General features: G+C 73.2%; 16 protein-coding genes. 7 read left to right on the top strand and 9 right to left on the bottom strand.

What is annotated here, in order from left to right:
- Nucleotides 1-91 precede the first annotated feature (91 nt).
- A complete protein-coding gene (locus tag ACFV9D_RS21180) occupies nucleotides 92-727 on the bottom strand; it encodes a uridine kinase (RefSeq protein ID WP_385148182.1) in 636 nt (211 codons plus the stop codon).
- Nucleotides 728-771: 44 nt separating this feature from the next.
- Here ACFV9D_RS21180 and ACFV9D_RS21175 point away from each other — a divergent pair, with 44 nt between their 5' ends.
- Nucleotides 772-1,524: an SDR family NAD(P)-dependent oxidoreductase gene (locus tag ACFV9D_RS21175; RefSeq protein ID WP_385148179.1), complete on the top strand. Its 753-nt coding sequence runs from the start codon at nucleotides 772-774 to the stop codon at nucleotides 1,522-1,524.
- Between the two features lie 26 nt (nucleotides 1,525-1,550).
- Nucleotides 1,551-1,901 (top strand): MerR family transcriptional regulator, encoded by a 351-nt coding sequence (locus tag ACFV9D_RS21170; RefSeq protein ID WP_385148206.1) that lies wholly within the window; start codon nucleotides 1,551-1,553, stop codon nucleotides 1,899-1,901.
- Nucleotides 1,902-1,945: 44 nt separating this feature from the next.
- Here the strand turns inward: ACFV9D_RS21170 and ACFV9D_RS21165 are convergent, their stop codons facing one another.
- Both ACFV9D_RS21165 and ACFV9D_RS21160 read right to left on the bottom strand, forming a co-directional pair.
- A complete protein-coding gene (locus ACFV9D_RS21165) occupies nucleotides 1,946-2,392 on the bottom strand; it encodes a cupin domain-containing protein (protein WP_385148176.1) in 447 nt (148 codons plus the stop codon).
- 102 nt (nucleotides 2,393-2,494) lie between these two features.
- Complete coding sequence (locus tag ACFV9D_RS21160; protein WP_385148173.1) at nucleotides 2,495-3,148, bottom strand: winged helix-turn-helix transcriptional regulator; 654 nt, start codon at nucleotides 3,146-3,148, stop codon at nucleotides 2,495-2,497.
- 84 nt (nucleotides 3,149-3,232) lie between these two features.
- On the opposite strand from ACFV9D_RS21160, the gene ACFV9D_RS21155 reads away from it, so the two are divergent.
- On the top strand, nucleotides 3,233-4,444 hold the full coding sequence (locus ACFV9D_RS21155) for a pyridoxal phosphate-dependent aminotransferase (RefSeq protein ID WP_385148170.1): 1,212 nt from the start codon (nucleotides 3,233-3,235) through the stop codon (nucleotides 4,442-4,444).
- A 428-nt stretch (nucleotides 4,445-4,872) separates the two neighbouring features.
- Here ACFV9D_RS21155 and ACFV9D_RS21150 read toward each other — a convergent pair whose 3' ends face one another.
- Complete coding sequence (locus ACFV9D_RS21150; RefSeq protein ID WP_385148167.1) at nucleotides 4,873-5,607, bottom strand: hypothetical protein; 735 nt, start codon at nucleotides 5,605-5,607, stop codon at nucleotides 4,873-4,875.
- 79 nt (nucleotides 5,608-5,686) lie between these two features.
- On the opposite strand from ACFV9D_RS21150, the gene ACFV9D_RS21145 reads away from it, so the two are divergent.
- Both ACFV9D_RS21145 and ACFV9D_RS21140 read left to right on the top strand, forming a co-directional pair.
- Nucleotides 5,687-6,145 carry a hypothetical protein gene (locus ACFV9D_RS21145; protein WP_385148164.1) on the top strand — a complete coding sequence of 153 codons (459 nt, stop codon included), beginning with the start codon at nucleotides 5,687-5,689 and terminating at the stop codon, nucleotides 6,143-6,145.
- A gap of 56 nt (nucleotides 6,146-6,201) precedes the next feature.
- Entirely contained in the window at nucleotides 6,202-6,861 is a 660-nt protein-coding gene (locus tag ACFV9D_RS21140) for a DUF2293 domain-containing protein (protein WP_385148162.1), read from the top strand.
- A 13-nt stretch (nucleotides 6,862-6,874) separates the two neighbouring features.
- Here the strand turns inward: ACFV9D_RS21140 and ACFV9D_RS21135 are convergent, their stop codons facing one another.
- The gene (locus tag ACFV9D_RS21135; protein ID WP_385148159.1) at nucleotides 6,875-7,702 is read right to left on the bottom strand and encodes a chaplin; all 828 of its coding nucleotides are present in this window, start codon (nucleotides 7,700-7,702) and stop codon (nucleotides 6,875-6,877) included.
- 192 nt (nucleotides 7,703-7,894) lie between these two features.
- On the opposite strand from ACFV9D_RS21135, the gene ACFV9D_RS21130 reads away from it, so the two are divergent.
- On the top strand, nucleotides 7,895-9,667 hold the full coding sequence (locus tag ACFV9D_RS21130; protein WP_385148156.1) for a hypothetical protein: 1,773 nt from the start codon (nucleotides 7,895-7,897) through the stop codon (nucleotides 9,665-9,667).
- A gap of 30 nt (nucleotides 9,668-9,697) precedes the next feature.
- Here ACFV9D_RS21130 and ACFV9D_RS21125 read toward each other — a convergent pair whose 3' ends face one another.
- The 4 genes from ACFV9D_RS21125 to ACFV9D_RS21110 are packed head-to-tail and all read right to left on the bottom strand — an operon-like array spanning nucleotide 9,698 to nucleotide 16,554.
- The gene (locus ACFV9D_RS21125) at nucleotides 9,698-11,827 is read right to left on the bottom strand and encodes an ATP-binding protein (protein WP_385148153.1); all 2,130 of its coding nucleotides are present in this window, start codon (nucleotides 11,825-11,827) and stop codon (nucleotides 9,698-9,700) included.
- A complete protein-coding gene (locus tag ACFV9D_RS21120; protein ID WP_385148151.1) occupies nucleotides 11,824-12,339 on the bottom strand; it encodes a hypothetical protein in 516 nt (171 codons plus the stop codon). The genes ACFV9D_RS21125 and ACFV9D_RS21120 overlap by 4 nt, the downstream gene beginning before the upstream one ends.
- Nucleotides 12,340-12,382: 43 nt before the next feature.
- Entirely contained in the window at nucleotides 12,383-13,663 is a 1,281-nt protein-coding gene (locus ACFV9D_RS21115) for an SWIM zinc finger family protein (protein WP_385148148.1), read from the bottom strand.
- On the bottom strand, nucleotides 13,660-16,554 hold the full coding sequence (locus tag ACFV9D_RS21110) for a DEAD/DEAH box helicase (RefSeq protein ID WP_385148145.1): 2,895 nt from the start codon (nucleotides 16,552-16,554) through the stop codon (nucleotides 13,660-13,662). Before ACFV9D_RS21110 ends, ACFV9D_RS21115 begins: the two co-directional genes overlap by 4 nt.
- 188 nt (nucleotides 16,555-16,742) lie before the next feature.
- Between ACFV9D_RS21110 and ACFV9D_RS21105 the strand changes: the two genes are divergently transcribed.
- Nucleotides 16,743-17,081, top strand: a complete 339-nt coding sequence (locus ACFV9D_RS21105; RefSeq protein ID WP_385148142.1) for a hypothetical protein — start codon at nucleotides 16,743-16,745, stop codon at nucleotides 17,079-17,081.
- Nucleotides 17,082-17,168: the final 87 nt, after the last annotated feature.

Raw genomic sequence — 17,168 nt, 5'->3', positions numbered from 1 at the left:
CACTCGCTATGACAAACGCGCCAGCCACTACCAAGCCATGGTCACCCTCGCCTGCCTCCGACTCTGGCTGCCATGACTTTCCGGACAGGCCCTAGGGCCTGAGCCCGGTCCAGGCCGGGTGGCGCGGGTCGTCGGTGCGGACGACGGCGTCCGCGGCGTCGGACGGGCCGACCTCGGTCTCGTACCGCGCGAAGGCGGGCAGGGTCCAGAGGTCCTCGGTGCGGCGCGCGAGGGCGGCTGGGGAGAGCCGCAGATGGACGGTCACGTCGAAGGGGAACCAGTGGCCGAGCAGGAAGGGGCCGTGCACCACGAGCACGCCGCCTGGCGGCAGTTCCACATACGGGCTGCGGGTGGCCCGGTCGCTGACGGGGTCCCAGAGGTCGGGCAGCACGCGCCCGCCGCCGCCCGCCTCCAGCGGCCCGAAGACCTCGCGCCACAGCGCCCCGGTGTCGTACCAGCCGCTGTAGTACGAGTCGGGGTCCTGCTTCCCGTACTCGTAGCGGAGCGACGCGGGCCGCAGGAACCCCTCGGTCGAGACGACGAGCACGGACCGGCCGCGCAGCCGCAGCGCCTCGGCGATCCGCTCGGCGGTCTCCCCGGTCGGCGCCGCGGGCGCGCCGTCGATGCCGACCTTGAGCCAGTTCCCGCCGTCCCCGGGCACCGTCCCGTCGACGTGCGTGGCCAGGGCCTCGGCCAGCCGCTCCCAGGTGATCGCTTCGAATCGCACGGACTTGACCTTGTCATTGGCGTCAGGGTTCGAGCATCGAGTCTATGAACAGCACAGAGCCGCAGAGGATCATTGTCGTCACCGGAGCCGGCACCGGCATCGGCCGGGCCACCGCCCGGGCGTTCGCCGCCGGGGGCGCCACCGTCGTCGCCGTCGGCCGCAGGGCGGCTCCGCTGGAGGAGACCGCCGAGGGGCATCCCGGGATCCGGCCGCTGGTCGCCGACATCACGGCCGAGGGCGCGGGCGAGGAGATCGTCCGTGCGGTGCTCGCCACCCACGGACGGCTGGACGTCCTCGTCAACAACGCGGGCATCGCCACCGGCGGACCCCTCGGCACGCTCGACCGGTCGGTCATCGGCCCGCTCCTGGAGACCAATCTCGTCGCCCCGGTCCTGCTGACCCAGGCCGCCGTGCCCGCCCTGGAGGCGACCGGGGGTGTGGTCGTCAATGTCACGACGACGATCGGTCAGCGCGGCTGGCCGAACAACTCCGTCTACCCGGCGACCAAGAGCGCGCTGGAGACGCTCACCCGGTGCTGGGCCGTGGAGCTCGCGCCGCGCGGCATCCGGGTGGTCGCGGTCGCGCCGGGCGCGATCGAGACGCCGATCGCGGACCACATGGGGCTGTCCCCGGAGCAGCTCGCGGCGATCCGGACGTGGCAGATCGCGCACACCCCACTCCGGCGGGTGGGCCTTCCCGAGGAGGTGGCATGGGCGATCACCCGGCTCGCCTCGCCCGAGGCCGCGTTCCTGACCGGGACGGTCCTGCCCGTCGACGGCGGTGCGCTGGTCGCGTGATACGACTGCGCGAGGAGGTGGGTTCCTTGCGCATCGGTGAACTGGCCCGGCGGACGGGGACGACGGCCCGGGCGCTGCGCCACTACGAGCAGGCCGGGCTGATCACATCGGTCCGCGCGGCGAACGGATACCGGATGTACGACACGTCGGCATCGGCTCGGGTGTCCAACATCCGGTATCTGCTGGATGCCGGGCTCACCCTGGAGGACGTGGCCGCGTTCAGCGCCTGCCTCGACGGTGACCTGCCCGGCACGACGCCCTCCGCCCGCGGGCTGGAGATCGCCCGCGAGCGGCTGGCCGTCCTGGAGGCGCGGATCGCCGCCCAGACCGCGGCCCGGGACCGGCTGGCCGCCGCCCTGGCGGGCGTGGACGCGTGAACGGCCGCCACGCGCGGTAAAGCGCGCCGTCCGCCGCTCGGCCCCTAGGAGAGGCAGAACGCGCAGTCCGGTGCTTCCGCCTCGATCGACAGCGGTGCGTCCTGGGGCAGCAGGCAGGTCATGTAGAGCACGACGGGTTCGGAGCCGAAGTTGTGCCCGATGTGCCGGTTCCTGCGGCCCGCGGGTTCGACGAACGCCTCACCCGCGGACACCGTCTCGACCGAGCAGTCGTGCAGGACGCGGGTGAGCGTGCCCGACTGCACGACGGCGATGATCTGGCCGGGGTGGTGGTGCCAGCCCGTGGAGTCGCCCGGGGCGAGGGTGACGGTACGGAAGACGACATCCGTGCGGCCCTTGGGCGGCTTGATCCGGAGCGTGCCGCGCGAGGTGCCCTTGACCAGCGTGCCGCGGGTGTCCCGCGTGCCCGTCCGCTGGACCGCCAAGGTCTCACCTGGCTGTGTGCCCCGGTCGGTGCAGACGTCGATCCCCATGGAGCAGCCCCTCCCGCTTCCCCGTTCGCGACCCCTCGGTTCATGGCCGCCAAACAGCCGTACGCTACCCGTAAGGGGGATGACTCGGACGGGGATTGACGATCAGTTCACCGGCAGCGGCGCGAGCCGCGCCCGCAGTTCACCGGCGAGAGGGCCGTCCCCCGTCACCTCGACCCGTCCGTCCCGTACCGCCTCGTCGAGCATCGACTCCCCGCTCGCCAGGGCCCGGCAGGTCGCGGAGTCCGTCCGCAGCCGCACGTCGGCCCCGTCGGCCGGTGCCCCGTCCCCGTACTCGGGCGGCCCGTCGCCCCCGATGCGTACGTGGAACTCCCCCTCGTCCAGGATCACGTGCACCACTCCCGCCACCTCGCCCTCCAGGGCGGTCAGCAGCGGGATCGCGAACCAGTGGGCGCGCACCGCGTCGGTCGGCCGCGGTTCCGCCAGGGCGGGCGCGCCCCACTCCGCCAGGGCCCGCAGGACCGGCAGCAGTTCGCGGCCCCGCCGGGTGAGTTCGTACACGTACGCCGCGACGGGCGGTGACAGGCGGCGACGGGTGACGAGTTCGGCGCCCTCCATGTCCTTGAGGCGGCCGGCCAGCATGTCCGTACTGACGCCGGGCAGATCGGCGTGCAGGTCCGTGTAGCGGCGCGGCCCGGCGAGGAGTTCGCGGACGATCAGCAGCGTCCAGCGGTCGCCGACGACGTCGAGGGCGCGGGCGGCGGCGCAGTACTGGTCATAGCTTCGGCGACGTGGCATGCGACGCAGTCTAGACAAGTTGTTGGACTTTCCAAGCTCGAACTTGGTAAAACCAAGCATCAATACTTCTGGGGAGGTCGTCGCATGGAGTTCCGGCAGTCGAGCAAACTGAGCGAAGTCTGCTACGAGATTCGCGGCCCGGTCATCGAGCACGCCAACGCCTTGGAGGAGGCGGGCCACAGCGTCCTGCGCCTCAACACCGGAAACCCCGCGCTCTTCGGCTTCGAGGCGCCGGAGGAGATCGTCCAGGACATGATCCGGATGCTCCCGAAGGCGCACGGCTACACCGACTCCCGCGGCATCCTCTCCGCCCGCCGCGCAGTCGCCCAGCGCTACCAGGCCATGGGTCTGCCGGACGTCGACGTCGACGACGTCTTTCTCGGCAACGGAGTCTCCGAACTGGTCTCCATGGCCGTCCAGGCGCTCCTGGAGGACGGCGACGAAGTCCTGATCCCCGCCCCCGACTTCCCCCTCTGGACGGCGGTGACCACACTCGCGGGCGGCAAGGCCGTGCACTACCTGTGTGACGAGTCGGCCGACTGGTACCCGGACCTCGACGACATGGCCGCGAAGATCACCGACCGCACCCGGGCCGTCGTGATCATCAACCCCAACAACCCCACGGGCGCGGTGTATCCGCGCGAGATCGTCGAGGGCATCCTCGACCTCGCCCGCCGCCACGGACTGATGGTCTTCGCCGACGAGATCTACGACCAGATCGTCTACGACGAAGCCGTCCACTACCCGGCCGCCTCCCTCGCCCCCGACCTCGTCGTCCTCACCTTCGGCGGCCTGTCGAAGACGTACCGGGTGGCGGGCTTCCGCTCGGGCTGGCTGGTCGTCAGCGGCCCCCAGCAGCACGCGAAGAACTACCTGGAGGGGCTGACCATGCTCGCCTCCATGCGGCTGTGCCCGAACGCCCCGGCCCAGTACGCCATCCAGGCCGCGCTCGGCGGCCGGCAGTCGATCCACGAACTGACCGCCCCGGGCGGCCGGCTCCACGAGCAGCGCGACAAGGCGTGGGAGAAGCTCAACGAGATCCCCGGCGTCTCCTGCGTGAAGCCGAAGGGCGCGCTCTATGCCTTCCCCCGCCTGGACCCGAAGGTGCACAGGATCCACGACGACGAGAAGCTCGTCCTCGACCTGCTGCTGCGCGAGAAGATCCAGGTCGTGCAGGGCACCGGCTTCAACTGGCCGCGGCCGGACCACTTCCGCATTCTGACCCTGCCGTACGCCGACGACCTGGACGCGGCGATCAGCCGCATCGGCCGATTCCTGAGCGGATACCGGCAGTAGGCACCAGGGCGGGAAAAGGAGCGGGTCCGAGGGCGTAGCCTGCCCCCGGACCCTGATGAATGCCGCTCACGTCACACGCCGGCACACTTGAGAACCCGGGTCAGTCGTCATTGCGTCGCGTCCTGCCATTGGACCACCGCCGATCGAGCTCGGCGGACCAGATTCGAACTGGCATTTCGACGCACCAGGGCCCGGGCCCGGTCGATCCGGCGATGAGCGGCGCATACTGAATCTGGAGCAATAGTCTGAGATTGACGCGGTGTGCCTCTGCCTGGTTGGGCTATCCCGGCATGGAACGGTGAGTGCCGGGAGGAGGACTCGAACCTCCACTGGAACCGCGGATTCACGACAAGGCTCAGCTTCAGCTTTGCGCTCCTCGCGCACCCCGAGCCGTGTTCTGTGGCCCGGGGAGTCTGTGGGTGTCCCCGCTACCCGAAGAGGTAGCCGAAGACGGCGTCCCCGACACGCTGGTCGGTGACCTCGGCGCTGTTCGCCTCCTCACGGGCGAACTTCACGGCCTGCTGAAGCTTCTCCACCCGCTCCAGAAGCTCGTTCACCCGGCGGGCCGGCAGGGCGCCGGAGAACTTGACGGTGGTCCAGTACCCCACCGGCACGTCCTCGTAGTACACCTCGACCTGCGCCGGGTGCTTGTCGGTCGCCTCCGCCTTGACGTGGTTGCGCGGCACCTTCTTCGTCCGGACCGTGCGGACGACCTCGGTCTTCCACGCGTCGGTCGACGGGTCCTGCGTCCAGGACTCGGCCGCGTCGAGGACGGGCAGCTTGCGGACGAACGTGTTGATGTCCGTCAGCTGCTTCTCCAGGAAGAGGAGGTACGCGACGGGCACCCGGCTCACCAGGACGCGACCGTCGACGGTGATGTCGGCGCGCGCCTCGCAGTTGGCCCAGTCCTTGGTCGCGGTGACATCGAACAGCCGCGTCAGCGCCCGCGCGGTGTCCCGCAGCACGTCCTCGGCCTTCACCTGCACCAGCGTGGACTCGGGCGGAAGCTGCTCGCCCTCCTCGTCCTTCGGCTGGTACGTACGGGAGATGCCGGCGAGCAGTGCGGGCTTCTGCAGCCCGTGGTGCGCCGCGGTGAGGTCCTGCTGCGCCCTGGACTTGACGCCCTTCTCCACTGCGATGATCTGATTGAGTTTCGTTGCCACGCGACGGACCTTAGCCGGGTCGCCCCGGCGAATCGAACGATTATCGACGCCACTTGAGTGCGCTGAGGAGCAACCGGTCATGGAAACGGCGCTGATCGCCGTGGCGGGAACCCTGCTGGGTGTCGTCGCCACACACTGGTTCCAGGGGCGGGCCGCCGAACGTACGGCGGCGCTGGCCCGGAACGAACAGCTGCGCCAGGAACGGATCGCGGCCTACAGCGCCTTCGCCGGCGCGGTCGTCGACTACCGGCGCAGCCAGAACGACCGCTGGTTCCGGGCCGCCCAGGACCCGGACTCGGAGGAGGCCGAGGAGTCGCGCTACGCCTCGTACCGCCAGCGCACCGCCACACGCCAGGCGCTCTTCCGGGTCCAGCTGGTGTGCGACGACCCGGCAACCCGCCAACTGGCCGAATCGGCCTTCGAGATGACGAACTGCATGCACGAGTCGACCGACGAGGAGGACCGCGCCCTGCGCTCGGGGAGGGCGAAGGAAATCCTGGACCAGTTCATCGCCGCGGCCGCTCCCGGCGTCCGCTGAACGACCGAGTGGCAGCCGAGAGGTAGCCGAAGGCAGGCCGAGGGAAGGAGTCCGCCGTGGACCTGGTCGCGCCCGTCGTCGTCGAACCGCTCAGACGCCGCCGCTGCTCGGAGTGCCGGCAGGGGCCGCTGGAGCGGATGATCGTCGAGTTCCACGTACCGGTCTGTCTGGACTGCGCCGACCTCGGGCATCTGGTGTTCCTGCGCCGCGGGGACACCGCGCTCACCCGGCGGGCGCGCGAGGGCAGTTCGCTGTGGGCGGTGGTCGTACGGCACAACCGGCGCCGCACGCGGTACGAGCGTCAGGGGCTGCTCGTCGAGGAGGCCGCGCTCGCCCGGGCGGAGGTCGCCTGCCTGGCGGACGCGGAGGCGCGGGCGCGGCGCCGGGCCCGTGACGCGGTGCGCCGCGCGGAGCAGGACGCGGGGGTCACAGCGGCGCTGGAGGCCGAGATCCTGCGGCTCTTTCCGTACTGCCCGGCCGAGCGGGCCGCGGAGATCGCGGCCCACGCCGCGCAGAAGGGCAGCGGCCGGGTGGGGCGTACGGCGGCCGGGAGGGCACTGGACCGGGGTGCGGTCACCGCCGCCGTGCGGGCGGCCGTACGCCATGTCGACACCGAGTACGACACGCTGCTCATGCGGGGAGTACCCCGTCACCAGGCCCGGACGAGGGTCGCACCGACCATCGAGGCGGTACTCCGGGCCTGGCGCCGTACATGAGGACCCGCGGGCCTCAGACCTGCGCGCCCATGCGGCGGGCCCGGCGGTAGACCAGGGCGCCGCCGAGCAGGAGCGCCGCGCCGGCAGGGGCGGCGTAGCCGACCGGGTCCGATCCGGTGCTGGCGAGCGCGACCGAGCTGGTCTGCGGGCCGGGCGCCGGGGCGGGCTCCTCCACCTCGTCACCCGGTACGGGTACGGGTACGGGTACGGGCAGCGGCTCGGCGGGCTCCTCCGGCTTCGGCTGCTCACCGGGCGTCTCGGGCCCGCCGGGGCCGTTGACCGAGGTGTTGCCGATGGCGGGGTTGCCGATGCCGACCACGTTGACCGAGTTGCCGCTGACGTTCACGGGGAGGTCGATCGGCAGCTGGATGCCATTGCCGGAGAGCACCCCGGGGGAGCCCTCGGCGTGGCTCTCGGCGGTGGCGCCACCGCCGTTGGAGGAGGAGCCTCCCCCGTGCCCGCCGTGGCCGCCGTGCCCGGCGCCGCTTCCGCCGCCGCCCGGCGCACCGGCGCGCGGCGTTCCGGGCTTGTCCTTGTACGAGGGCGCGCCGTCACTGTCCCGGTCCGAGCCGTAGCCGTAGCCGTAGCCGTCGGGCTCGCTCGTGTTCGCACAGCGGTTGCCGACGGCCGGGTTGAGCAGTCCGACGACATTGACGGTGTTCCCGCAGACATTGACCGGGGCGTGCACCGGCAGCTGCACCGTGTTGCCGGAGATCACGCCCGGCGAACCGACTGCGGCGCCCTGGGCACCGGAGTCGGCGTGCGCGGCGCCCGCCGAGAGCGCGAGCGCGCCACCCGTGACCATCAGTGTGGCCAGACCACTTCGGCGAATCTGCCTCATGGCTTCCTGCCTTCCGGAGTGTTTCACGGGCATTTGCCCGTACCGCGATTAACGCGATCCGGACCCGGCCGGATCAGGCCGTTGGCGTGATTCACTCCATCGAGTGGGTGTGACCTCGAACGTACGGGGAATTATCGGCTCCGCTCGCCGCGGCCGGCCGACGGTTATCGTGGCGCGGCGAGGGGGTGAACCATGAGCGGGCGGGGACTACGGGTGCCGGTGGGGCCGGACGCGGCGCGGTGGACGACACGCGGGGTCGCGCGCACGGTCCTGTTCGTCGTGCACAACGTCACCTCCGCGACCCGGCTGCTCGACGTGCTGCCGCTCTTCGACGACGCGCTCGAGGTGCAGTGCCTGGCGACGTGTACGGGTTCCTCCCCGTTCCTCGCGGGCGTGCCGGAGCTGCTGGAGAAGACGGGGCTGCCGGTCCTGCCCTGGGAGCAGGCGAGACGGACCCCGGTGGATCTCGTGATCAGCGCCAGCTACGGCGGCGAACTCCAGGATTTCCAGGGGAAGTTGATCATCCTGTCGCACGGTGCGGGATACAATAAGAGGCTCGCGACACCGGACACCGGACACCGGACACCGGACACCGGACACCGGACACCGGACACCGGGCGGTCGGCGGGGCGACGCCCGGAGGCCGCTCCGGTCTTCGGGATGGCCCCGGAGTGGCTGCTGTACGAGGGCAAGCCCCTCGCCACCGCGACCGTGCTCTCCCACCCGGAACAGCTCCATCGCCTCACCGCGGCCTGCCCCGAGGCCGCCGAGACGTCGGTCCTGGCCGGGGATCCCTGCTTCGACCGGCTGCTCGCCCTGCGTGACCGCCGACCCGCGCTGCGCCGCGCCCTGGGCGTCGACGACGGCCGGCTCCTTGTCGTACTGAACTCCACCTGGGGCCGTGGCTCCCTCCTCGGGAGCGACCGGTTCCCGGAACTGCTCAGGGAGTTGACGGGGACCCTGCCCGTCGACGAGTACCGGCTCTGCGCCGTCCTGCACCCCAACATCTGGTACGGCCACGGCCCCGGCCAGGTGCATCGCTGGCTCCGGCGGGCCACCGACGCCGGTCTCACGCTCGTCGATCCGCTCGGGCCCTGGCGGCAGACCCTCGCCGCCGCCGACTGCGTCATCGGCGACCACGGCTCCGTCACCTTCTACGCCGCCGCACTCGGTCTCCCCGTCCTGCTCGGCGCGTTCCCCCACGAGGAACTCGACCCGGCCTCACCCGTCGCCGCGCTCGGCCGGACGGCGCCGCACCTGCGACCCGGGGAGCCGCTGCGCGCCCGGCTGGAGTCCGTACGGTACGGGCACACGCCGGGCCGCCACGACGGCCTCGCCGCACAGGCCACTTCCGCCCCCGGCGCATCGGCCCGGCTGCTGCGGACGCTCTTCCACGACCTGCTGCGGCTCCCGGAACCCGACGAGCCCGCCCGGCTGGAGCCGCTCGGCACACCCGACGGGCTCACGTCGACCGTCACCGTTCCACTGCGCGTCCTCACCTCGGTCCGGGAACCCTCCTCGTATCCGCCCGAGATCGCCGTCACCCGGTACGCGTCCCCGGACTCCGAACCCGAACTGCCGGCGGCCGACGACGCGCACACCGTCGTGGACGACGCGACGCACGAGACCGACCGGTTCGCCCTGGCGGATCTGGTGGTGGAACGGTTCCCCGCCCATCCCGCGCCGCGCGCCGCCGAACTGCTGCGGGAGCGGCCGTACGCGACGCTCGCCGTCGTCGTGACCGGCGGGGACAGCTGTCTGGTCCGTACCCGCGAGGGCACGGTCCTGGCGCTGACCGCCCGCCCCGGCCGGGACGGCTTTCCCGACCCGTGCGATCCCGCCGTCTACGCCTCGGCTCTCCACGCCTGGCGGGAGAGCGGTCGATCTCTCGACGCGCTCGCCGGCGGCATGACGGTGGTGACGGGACGGGCCCGGCACCACGTCGACGTCACGACGGACAGGTGACGCGCCGCCCCGTCGCCTCGATCGGCGCGGTCAAACCCGTGGGCTGATGGCGGCGAGCTCCGCGCGCAGGCTCGCGGCCATGGGCGATCCCAGAGCCTCGTGGCGCTCGACGGCCTCCGTCAGGAAGCGCCGCCGCTCCTCCACCGAACCGGCGGCGCGCGCCCGCAGCTCCGCGATCGCCGCCAGTTGGACGGGGGCGGACTCGTGCGTCATCCGCTCGGCCGCCTCGGCGAGGTGCCGGGCCGCCGCGCCGAGGTCGCCGGCGGCGAGCGCCGCCTCACCGAGGGAGGTCAGGACACGCGCCTCGTTGTACGGGTCGGGCAGCGCGCGCATGAGTTCCCGGGCGTGCTCCAGCCGGTCCACCGCCTCGGTGCGGCGGCCCTGGCCGGACAGGGCGCGACCCAGGTGGTGTTCGAGGAGGGCTGCGGCGCGGCGGTCCTCGGTGAGAGAACGGGCGCGCTCGAAGCGCTCTGCGGCCTCCGCGTACCGCCCTTGGCGCAGCCGCACGAGTCCCTGTGACTCGACGGCGGTCGCCTCGCCGCGGCGGTGCCGACAGCGCCGGTCCGATTCCGCGGCCTCCTCGAAGCAGCTGTCCGCCTCCTCGTAGTGGCCGAGGCCGAGATGGGCGAAGCCGAGCTGGGCGTGCATCCGTCCCTCCGCCTCGGGCACGTCGGGGCAGCGCGCCGCGGCCCGGACGCCGAGGCGGTGGGTGGCGAGCCAGTCCTGATGGAAGCCCTGGCGGAGGAAGAGACTCCACAGCGCCTCGCACAACTGCCAGGTGAGGTCGTCGAGTCCGAAGTGGTCGGCGGTCCGGACCGCCTCGACGAGGTTCTCGCGCTCCACGAGCTGCCAGGCCACCGCGTCGGCGGCCACGATGCTGTCGCGCTCCGGAAGGCGTGCGTACACCGGGCCCAGGCGCCAGCGGCCGGGCATCACGCGGGCATCGGCCGCGGCCGCCGCCCGGAGGTGGTGGCGGAGCAGCCGGCCCACCGCCCGGGCTGCCTCCCCCGGGCCGTCCTCACGTATCGCACGCCCTTCGGCGTCGGCGCGCAGGAGGTCGTGGTAGCGGTACCGTCCGGGCGCGTACTCCTCGAGGAGATGGAGTCCGGCGAGCTCTTCGAGCAGTTCGGCGGCGCGCGCTTCGGGTACGTCGAGGAGCGCGGCGGAGGCCGGGGCGGTCAGGCCCGCCCAGGGGCGCAGCGCGCCGAGCCGGTAGAGGCGGGCGGCGTCGGGGCCGAGGTCCTGGTAGGAGGCATCGGCGGTGGCCCGGACCGGGTCGCTCTCCGGTTCCGGCGAGGCGGAGTCGTGTGCGGCGGCGGCTGCCATGTCGCGCTCCAACTGGTCCCAGGTCAGGTGCGTCCGTACGGCGAGTCGCTCGCCGGCCATGCACAGGGCGAGCGGTAGTCCGCCGCAGCGGCGGACTACCGCCGAGGCGCCCGCGTCACTTCCGCTCCCGGTCCCGGTCCCGGTCCCGGTCTCCGGGCGGGGGCGGCCCGCGAGACGGGCGAGGAGGTGCATGGCGTCCGCCGATTCCAGGGGCGGCAGTTCGATGTGATGGGCGCCTTCGCGGACGAGCCCGGAGAGCCGGCGGCGGCTGGTGACGAGGGTGAGCGATCCGGGCGCGGCGGGCAGCAGCGGGAGTACCTGGGCCACGGAGTGGGCGTTGTCGAGCACGGTGAGCAGGCGACGGTCGGCGGTCAACGACCGGAACCAGTCGATCTGTTCCTGCTCGTCGGCCGGGACGTACTGCGCGGCCACTCCCAGTGCGCGCAGGAAGCGGGCGAGCACGGTGGACGGGCTCTGGGCGGTGCTCGTCGAGTCGCCACGCAGGTCCGCGTGGAGCTGGCCGCCGTCGTAGCGGGACGAGAGCCGGGCGGCGAAGTGGAGCGCGGTCGCCGACTTCCCGACGCCGCCGGGCCCGGAGAGGACCACCAGCCGCGGCGTCTCGTCGTCGTCCTCCAGGAGGGCGGTCAGCCGCTCCAGTTCGGCGCTCCGGTCCGTGAAGTGTCGGGTGGGCGCCGGCAGTAACCGGGGAATCGGGGTGCCGGGGACGAGTGCCGGGACGACGGCCTCCTGGAGCGTCAGCGTCCCGATGTGCTGGGCCTGGACGACCGGACCGTGAACGGTGCCGCTGAGGTCGTTGTGCACGGTGGGTTTCACCGGCCCTGGCCCTCCGGCGCGCTCCGCGGTACGGGAATCCGGCCGCTCTGCCCCGTCTGTCCGTCTGCTCCGCCGCCGATCTGCAAGCTGCCGATCTGCAAGCTGCCGATCGTGCCGGCCTGGATGACCGCGCCGTGCTGGACCCCGCCGGCGATGGTGTTGGACACCTCGACGGTCTGCGCCCCGGTCCCGGCCAACTCCGCGAGGATCTCCCTGAGCTCGGCCGCGGCGTCCGGATCGTCCCGGAGGCTGCGGCGCATCCGGGCTCGCCACTCGGCCAGTGCTTCGGCGCGCGCCTCGGCCGCGGCCTGTTCGTCCTCGCCCCGTTCGGCGTCCAGCAGTTCGCCCCGTACGGTGTCCAGTTCGGCACCGACGGAGTCGGCGTCGGCCCCGAAGCGTCCGGCGAAGAACTCGGCGACCCGGGTCCGTGCCCGCTCCCAGCCGTCGCCCACCATCTGCTGGACGAGCGCGGTCGCCCCCGCCGTCGCCAGTGCCACCAACTCGGCTTCCACCAGGCCCCCTTCGAACGGTCGACGCGTCACGCCAGCCTATCGGTCAGTGGCCGAGCAGATCGGTGAGCGCGCCCACGGGGTCGGAGTCGGGGGTGCCGCGCGGCCACCAGTCCTCGCGGTCGGCGTCCGACTCGTAGCCGTACCAGAGCCCGTCGCGTCCGAAGCGGAGCTGGAGTGATCGCGTGGACAGGCGGTTGCGCCAGGGGCGGAAGGCCGGGAAGTCGGAGGCGAGCAGCGCGGGGCGGGCCCGGTCGAAGGGGCCTGCGGGCGGGTCCCAGGGGTCTTCCAGGACGTGGAGGCCGGCGAGGCCGCCCTGGCGCCAGGCGGCGACGGCGCGGGCCAGGTCGGTGGGCGTGCGGTCGAGGGCGTACGCGAGGTCGCGGTAGAGCGCGCGGGTGGAGGCGGTGAGACCGGAGCCGGGGTGCGCGGCGGCCAGCCGCACGGCGTCCTGCCAGGGGGTGAGCGCGGCGACGGGGTCGTGTCCGGTGGCCAGGAAGGCGTGGGCGCGGGCGGCCGCCTCCGTCGCGAGCAGGTCCAGGGCGAGGGGATCCGGGGCGTCGGGGTCCGGAGGGTAGGCCGGGGGCCGGCCGGGGTGCGCGGGGACGGGGAGCGGCGGGGGCAGCGGCGGCAGCGAGTGACCGGGGTGCGGGGCGAGGGCGGCGCGGGCCGGGATCGTGGCCATCGGCGGCGCCGACGCCGTCTTCTCGGCGGCGGAGCGGGCCGCGTTGCGCTGGGTGAGGGCGGCGAGGATCTCCTGCTCGCCACGGCCCCGCATGAGGAAGAGGACGAACGGGTCCTCGTCGAGGAGCCGTGCCGACTGGTAGCAGAGGGCGGCGGCGTGCTTGCAGGGGAAGCCGTCGTCCGGGCAGGAGCAGTCGGGGATGAGGTCCCCGGGCGCGGGCAGCAGCCCGGTGACGGCCTCGAGGGCGTGCGGGACGTCCTTGTCGAGCAGGGCGGCGATGTGGTCGGGGCGCGCGGCGACCTCGTCCAGGAAGAGCTCCCAGCCGTCGTCGCCGAGCGTGCGCAGCCGGATCTCGGTGCGGTACGGGCGGGGGCGGCTGCCGTGGACGTAGGCGATGACCCGGCCGGGGGTGACCGTGATCGCGTCGACGTGACCGCGCCCGGCGTAGGCCTTGCCGCGGGCGAGGCGGGCGGGGTCGAGTGCGGTGTCCTCCAGGGCCTCCACCCAGGCGTTGCCCCACCAGGTGGCGGCGAACCGGCCGTCGTCCGGCGCCTCGCGCGGGGCGAGTGCCGGGAACGTACGGCGCCGGTCGTCGTGGCGCGGGCCGGCGAACCGCGCGGTCGGGGGTCGGCGGCGGTTCACGACGGCCTCCTCAGCGAGACCAGGTCCGCCAGCTCGCGGTCGGTCAGTTCGGTCAGCGCGGCCTCTCCGGAGCCGAGGACGGCGTCGGCCAGGGCCCGCTTGGCGCGCAGCATCTCGGCGATGCTGTCCTCCACGGTGCCCTCGGCGATCAGCCGGTGGACCTGGACCGGCTGGGTCTGTCCGATGCGGTAGGCCCGGTCGGTGGCCTGCTCCTCGACGGCCGGGTTCCACCAGCGGTCGAAGTGGACGACGTGTCCGGCCCGGGTGAGGTTGAGCCCGGTGCCCGCCGCCTTCAGGGAGAGCAGGAAGACGGGCACCTCGCCGGACTGGAAGCGGTCCACCATCCGTTCGCGCTCGGCCACGGGCGTACCCCCGTGGAGCAGTTGGGCCGGGATCGCCCGGGCGGCCAGGTGGTCGGCGAGGAGCCGCGCCATGGAGACGTACTGGGTGAAGACGAGCACGGAGCCGTCCTCGGCGAGGATCGTGTCCAGGAGTTCGTCGAGCAGGGCGAGCTTGCCCGAGCGGCCGGCGAGCCGGGCCGTGCCGCCGCCCTTGGCCGTCTGTTCCTTGAGGTACTGGGCGGGGTGGTTGCAGATCTGCTTGAGCGAGGTGAGCAGCTTCATGACGAGCCCGCGGCGGGCGATGCCCTCGGCGCCCTCGATCTGCGCCATGGTCTCGCGGACCACCGCCTCGTAGAGCGAGGCCTGTTCGCGGGTGAGCGCCACGGGGTGGTCGGACTCGGTCTTGGGCGGCAGCTCGGGGACGATGCCGGGGTCGGACTTGCGGCGGCGCAGCAGGAAGGGCCTGACGAGGCGGGCGAGGCGCTCGACGGCCTCCTCGTTCTCGATCTCCTCGCTGTTCTCGACGGCGCGGGCGTGGCGGGAGCGGAAGGCCTTGAGCGGACCGAGGAGGCCGGGGGTGGTCCAGTCGAGCAGGGCCCACAGCTCGGAGAGGTTGTTCTCCACCGGGGTGCCGGTGAGGGCGACCCTGGCCGGCGTCGGGATCGTGCGCAGCGCCTTGGCCGTCGCGGAGAAGGGGTTCTTGACGTGCTGCGCCTCGTCGGCGACGACCATCCCCCAGTCCTGTCCCGCCAGTTGGGGGGCGCTGGTGCGCAGGGTGCCGTAGGTGGTGAGGACGAATCCGCCGGTGCCGGAGTCCGCGTCGAGTCCGTCCAGGGATCGGTCGGCGCCGTGGAAGCGACGCACGGGGACGCCGGGGGCGAATCGCTGGATCTCCCGCTGCCAGTTGCCGAGCAGGGAGGCGGGGCAGACGACCAGGGTGGGTGCGCGGCGGGCCCGGCGCAGGTGGAGGGCGATGAGGGTGACGGTCTTGCCGAGGCCCATGTCGTCGGCGAGGCAACCGCCGAGCCCGAGCGAGGTCATCAGGTCCAGCCAGGCGAGTCCGCGGAGCTGGTAGTCGCGCAGGGTGGCGTCCAGGCCGGAGGGCGCGGAGACTTCTTCGGGTCCGGCGACGAGCCGGTCCCTCAGGGTCGCGAGGGCGCCGACGGGCACGGCGCGGACGGTCTCACCGTCCACCTCCGCGGTGCCACTGAGGGCGACGGCGAGGGCGTCGACGGGCTCCAGGAGGCCGAGTTCGCGCTTGCGGGCCTTGCGGACCAGGTCGGGGTCGACGACGACCCACTGGTCGCGCAGCCGCACGATGGGTCGGTGGGACTCGGCGAGGGCGTCCATCTCCCGCTCGGTGAGCGGGTCTCCGTCGAGGGCGAGCTGCCAGTTGAAGCGGAGCAGTTCCTCGCTGTCGAAGAAGGCCGTGCCGTCGGTGGCGGAGCCCGGGGCGGAGATCGGCGGCCGCACGACGGCGGAGGCGCTGAGCGAGCGGGCCAGCTCGCGGGGCCAGTGGACGGCCACCCCGGCGTCGGCGAGACGGGCGGCGGCGGGGCCGAGCAGTTCGTACAGCTCGTCCTCGGTGAGGGCGAGGACGTCGGGGACGTCGCGCTCCAGGAGCCTGCCGAGCGGCGGCCAGACGCGGGCCGCGCGGCGCAGCGCGAGGACGGCGTCGATCCGGGCGCGCGGCCCGAAGAGGTCGTCGCCGTCGCCCGCCCAGAGGGCGGCGGCGTCGATGACGAGGGTGGGGTCGGCGAGGCTGTGGATCTGGAGGAGGGCCGCGGCGGCCTGCCGCTCGTCCCCGCCCTCGTCGGCGATGTCGAAGAGTTCGTATCCGGCGAGGTCGAGGCGGAGCGAGACCCGTACCCCGGCGTCCATGCCGGCGGCGGCCTCGGCCGCCCAGGCACGCGCGCGGGGCAGGTGCTGCGGGGCACGCGCGGCGAACGGCGCGCCGGCCGCGTGGGCAGCGGCAGGGGTACGGGGCAGGGTGTCGGCGACCGCGTCGAGGAAGGCGCGCACCAGCGCCTCGGGCTCGGGCAGCTGGAGCGGGCTGAGGCCGGGGACGGGCGCGGCATGGCCTTCGGGAGGCATGGCCGCGGCAACGGCACGCAGATGGGCGATGTCGTCGGCATCGAGTGGCCCTGCCCGCCAGGCGTCCAGGTCGTCGGCGGTGAGCCCCGGCAGCAACCGCCCCCGCGCGGCGAGATGCAGGGCGTGCAGGGCGGCCGCGCCCCAGCAGGCGGTGGCGGGGTGTGCGGCCGGGTGGTGACGGGCGGCGACCAGATGGGGCAGGGCCTCGGCGACGCCGAGGATCACGGCGGGGACCTTGCGGCTGCGGACTCCGGCGCCATGACGGCGTACGACGGTGAGCTCGGCGACCTGACCTGGTACCGGGCTCGTGTCGCCGTCCGGGGGCACGGGCAGCTCGCCGCCGACCGGCGCCACGGGCAGCTCGCCGCCGTCCGGGGCCCAGAACGCGACCCGGCCGTCGCGGGGCAGGGCGGCCGGCAGGAAGACGGCGGCGCTGGTCTGCCAGGTGTGTGTCACGGCGCTGCTCACCTCCCGTTCCGCGACGGAATCCGACTGGATCTCCGACCTTACGGGTGGGGTCTGACAACGGGGCCCGTGCCGCTTCGCCCGGGCGGCCCATCAGCGGGTGACAGCCCGCCCGGCAGGCGGCAGGGTGACGGGAAACAGGCCTTCTGCCGCCTTCGCCCGACAGACGAGGATCCGCCATGTCCGTTCACCGGCGTCTCGGCACCGCCGCCGGGACCGCGCTCCTGACACTCGCCGTCGCGGGCTGCTCCGGCCTCGGCCGCACCGCGGTCGGCACCCTCACTTACGAGACCGAGCACGAGGCCGTGATCACCGTGACCAGTCCCTCCGTCAACGGCTGTCACCGGCTGCTCGCGCCCCACGGCGTGACACGGGTGGAGAACCGGACACTGAACGACATCAACCTGTACCGGACACCGAACTGCACGGGCGGGACGCCCATCTACGTCGCCACGACCCTGTCCGATTCGATTGCGCCCGGCACGCTCCCCTGGCGCAGCTACAGCGTCGTCCACTAGCGACGGGCCCCCGCCGCGGGGCCCGCCCCCGAGCCCCACCCCCGGCAGGCCCGCGCCCCGGGGGCGACACCCGACAGCCACGGGAGC

It is taken from the genome of Streptomyces sp. NPDC059875, from assembly GCF_042731085.1.
Taxonomy (GTDB): domain Bacteria; phylum Actinomycetota; class Actinomycetes; order Streptomycetales; family Streptomycetaceae; genus Streptomyces.
The sequence above is the reverse complement of the archived record's forward strand: the minus strand, read 5'-3'. Positions and strand labels throughout refer to the sequence as shown.

Coding starts and splice junctions, on each gene's coding strand:
- ACFV9D_RS21160 (WP_385148173.1), bottom strand. CDS start 3,148: ATGCCACGTCGCCGAAGCTATGACCAGTACTGCGCCGCCGCCCGCGCC.
- ACFV9D_RS21175 (WP_385148179.1), top strand. CDS start 772: ATGAACAGCACAGAGCCGCAGAGGATCATTGTCGTCACCGGAGCCGGC.
- ACFV9D_RS21135 (WP_385148159.1), bottom strand. CDS start 7,702: ATGAGGCAGATTCGCCGAAGTGGTCTGGCCACACTGATGGTCACGGGT.
- ACFV9D_RS21165 (WP_385148176.1), bottom strand. CDS start 2,392: ATGGGGATCGACGTCTGCACCGACCGGGGCACACAGCCAGGTGAGACC.
- ACFV9D_RS21105 (WP_385148142.1), top strand. CDS start 16,743: ATGTCCGTTCACCGGCGTCTCGGCACCGCCGCCGGGACCGCGCTCCTG.
- ACFV9D_RS21130 (WP_385148156.1), top strand. CDS start 7,895: ATGAGCGGGCGGGGACTACGGGTGCCGGTGGGGCCGGACGCGGCGCGG.
- ACFV9D_RS21145 (WP_385148164.1), top strand. CDS start 5,687: ATGGAAACGGCGCTGATCGCCGTGGCGGGAACCCTGCTGGGTGTCGTC.
- ACFV9D_RS21155 (WP_385148170.1), top strand. CDS start 3,233: ATGGAGTTCCGGCAGTCGAGCAAACTGAGCGAAGTCTGCTACGAGATT.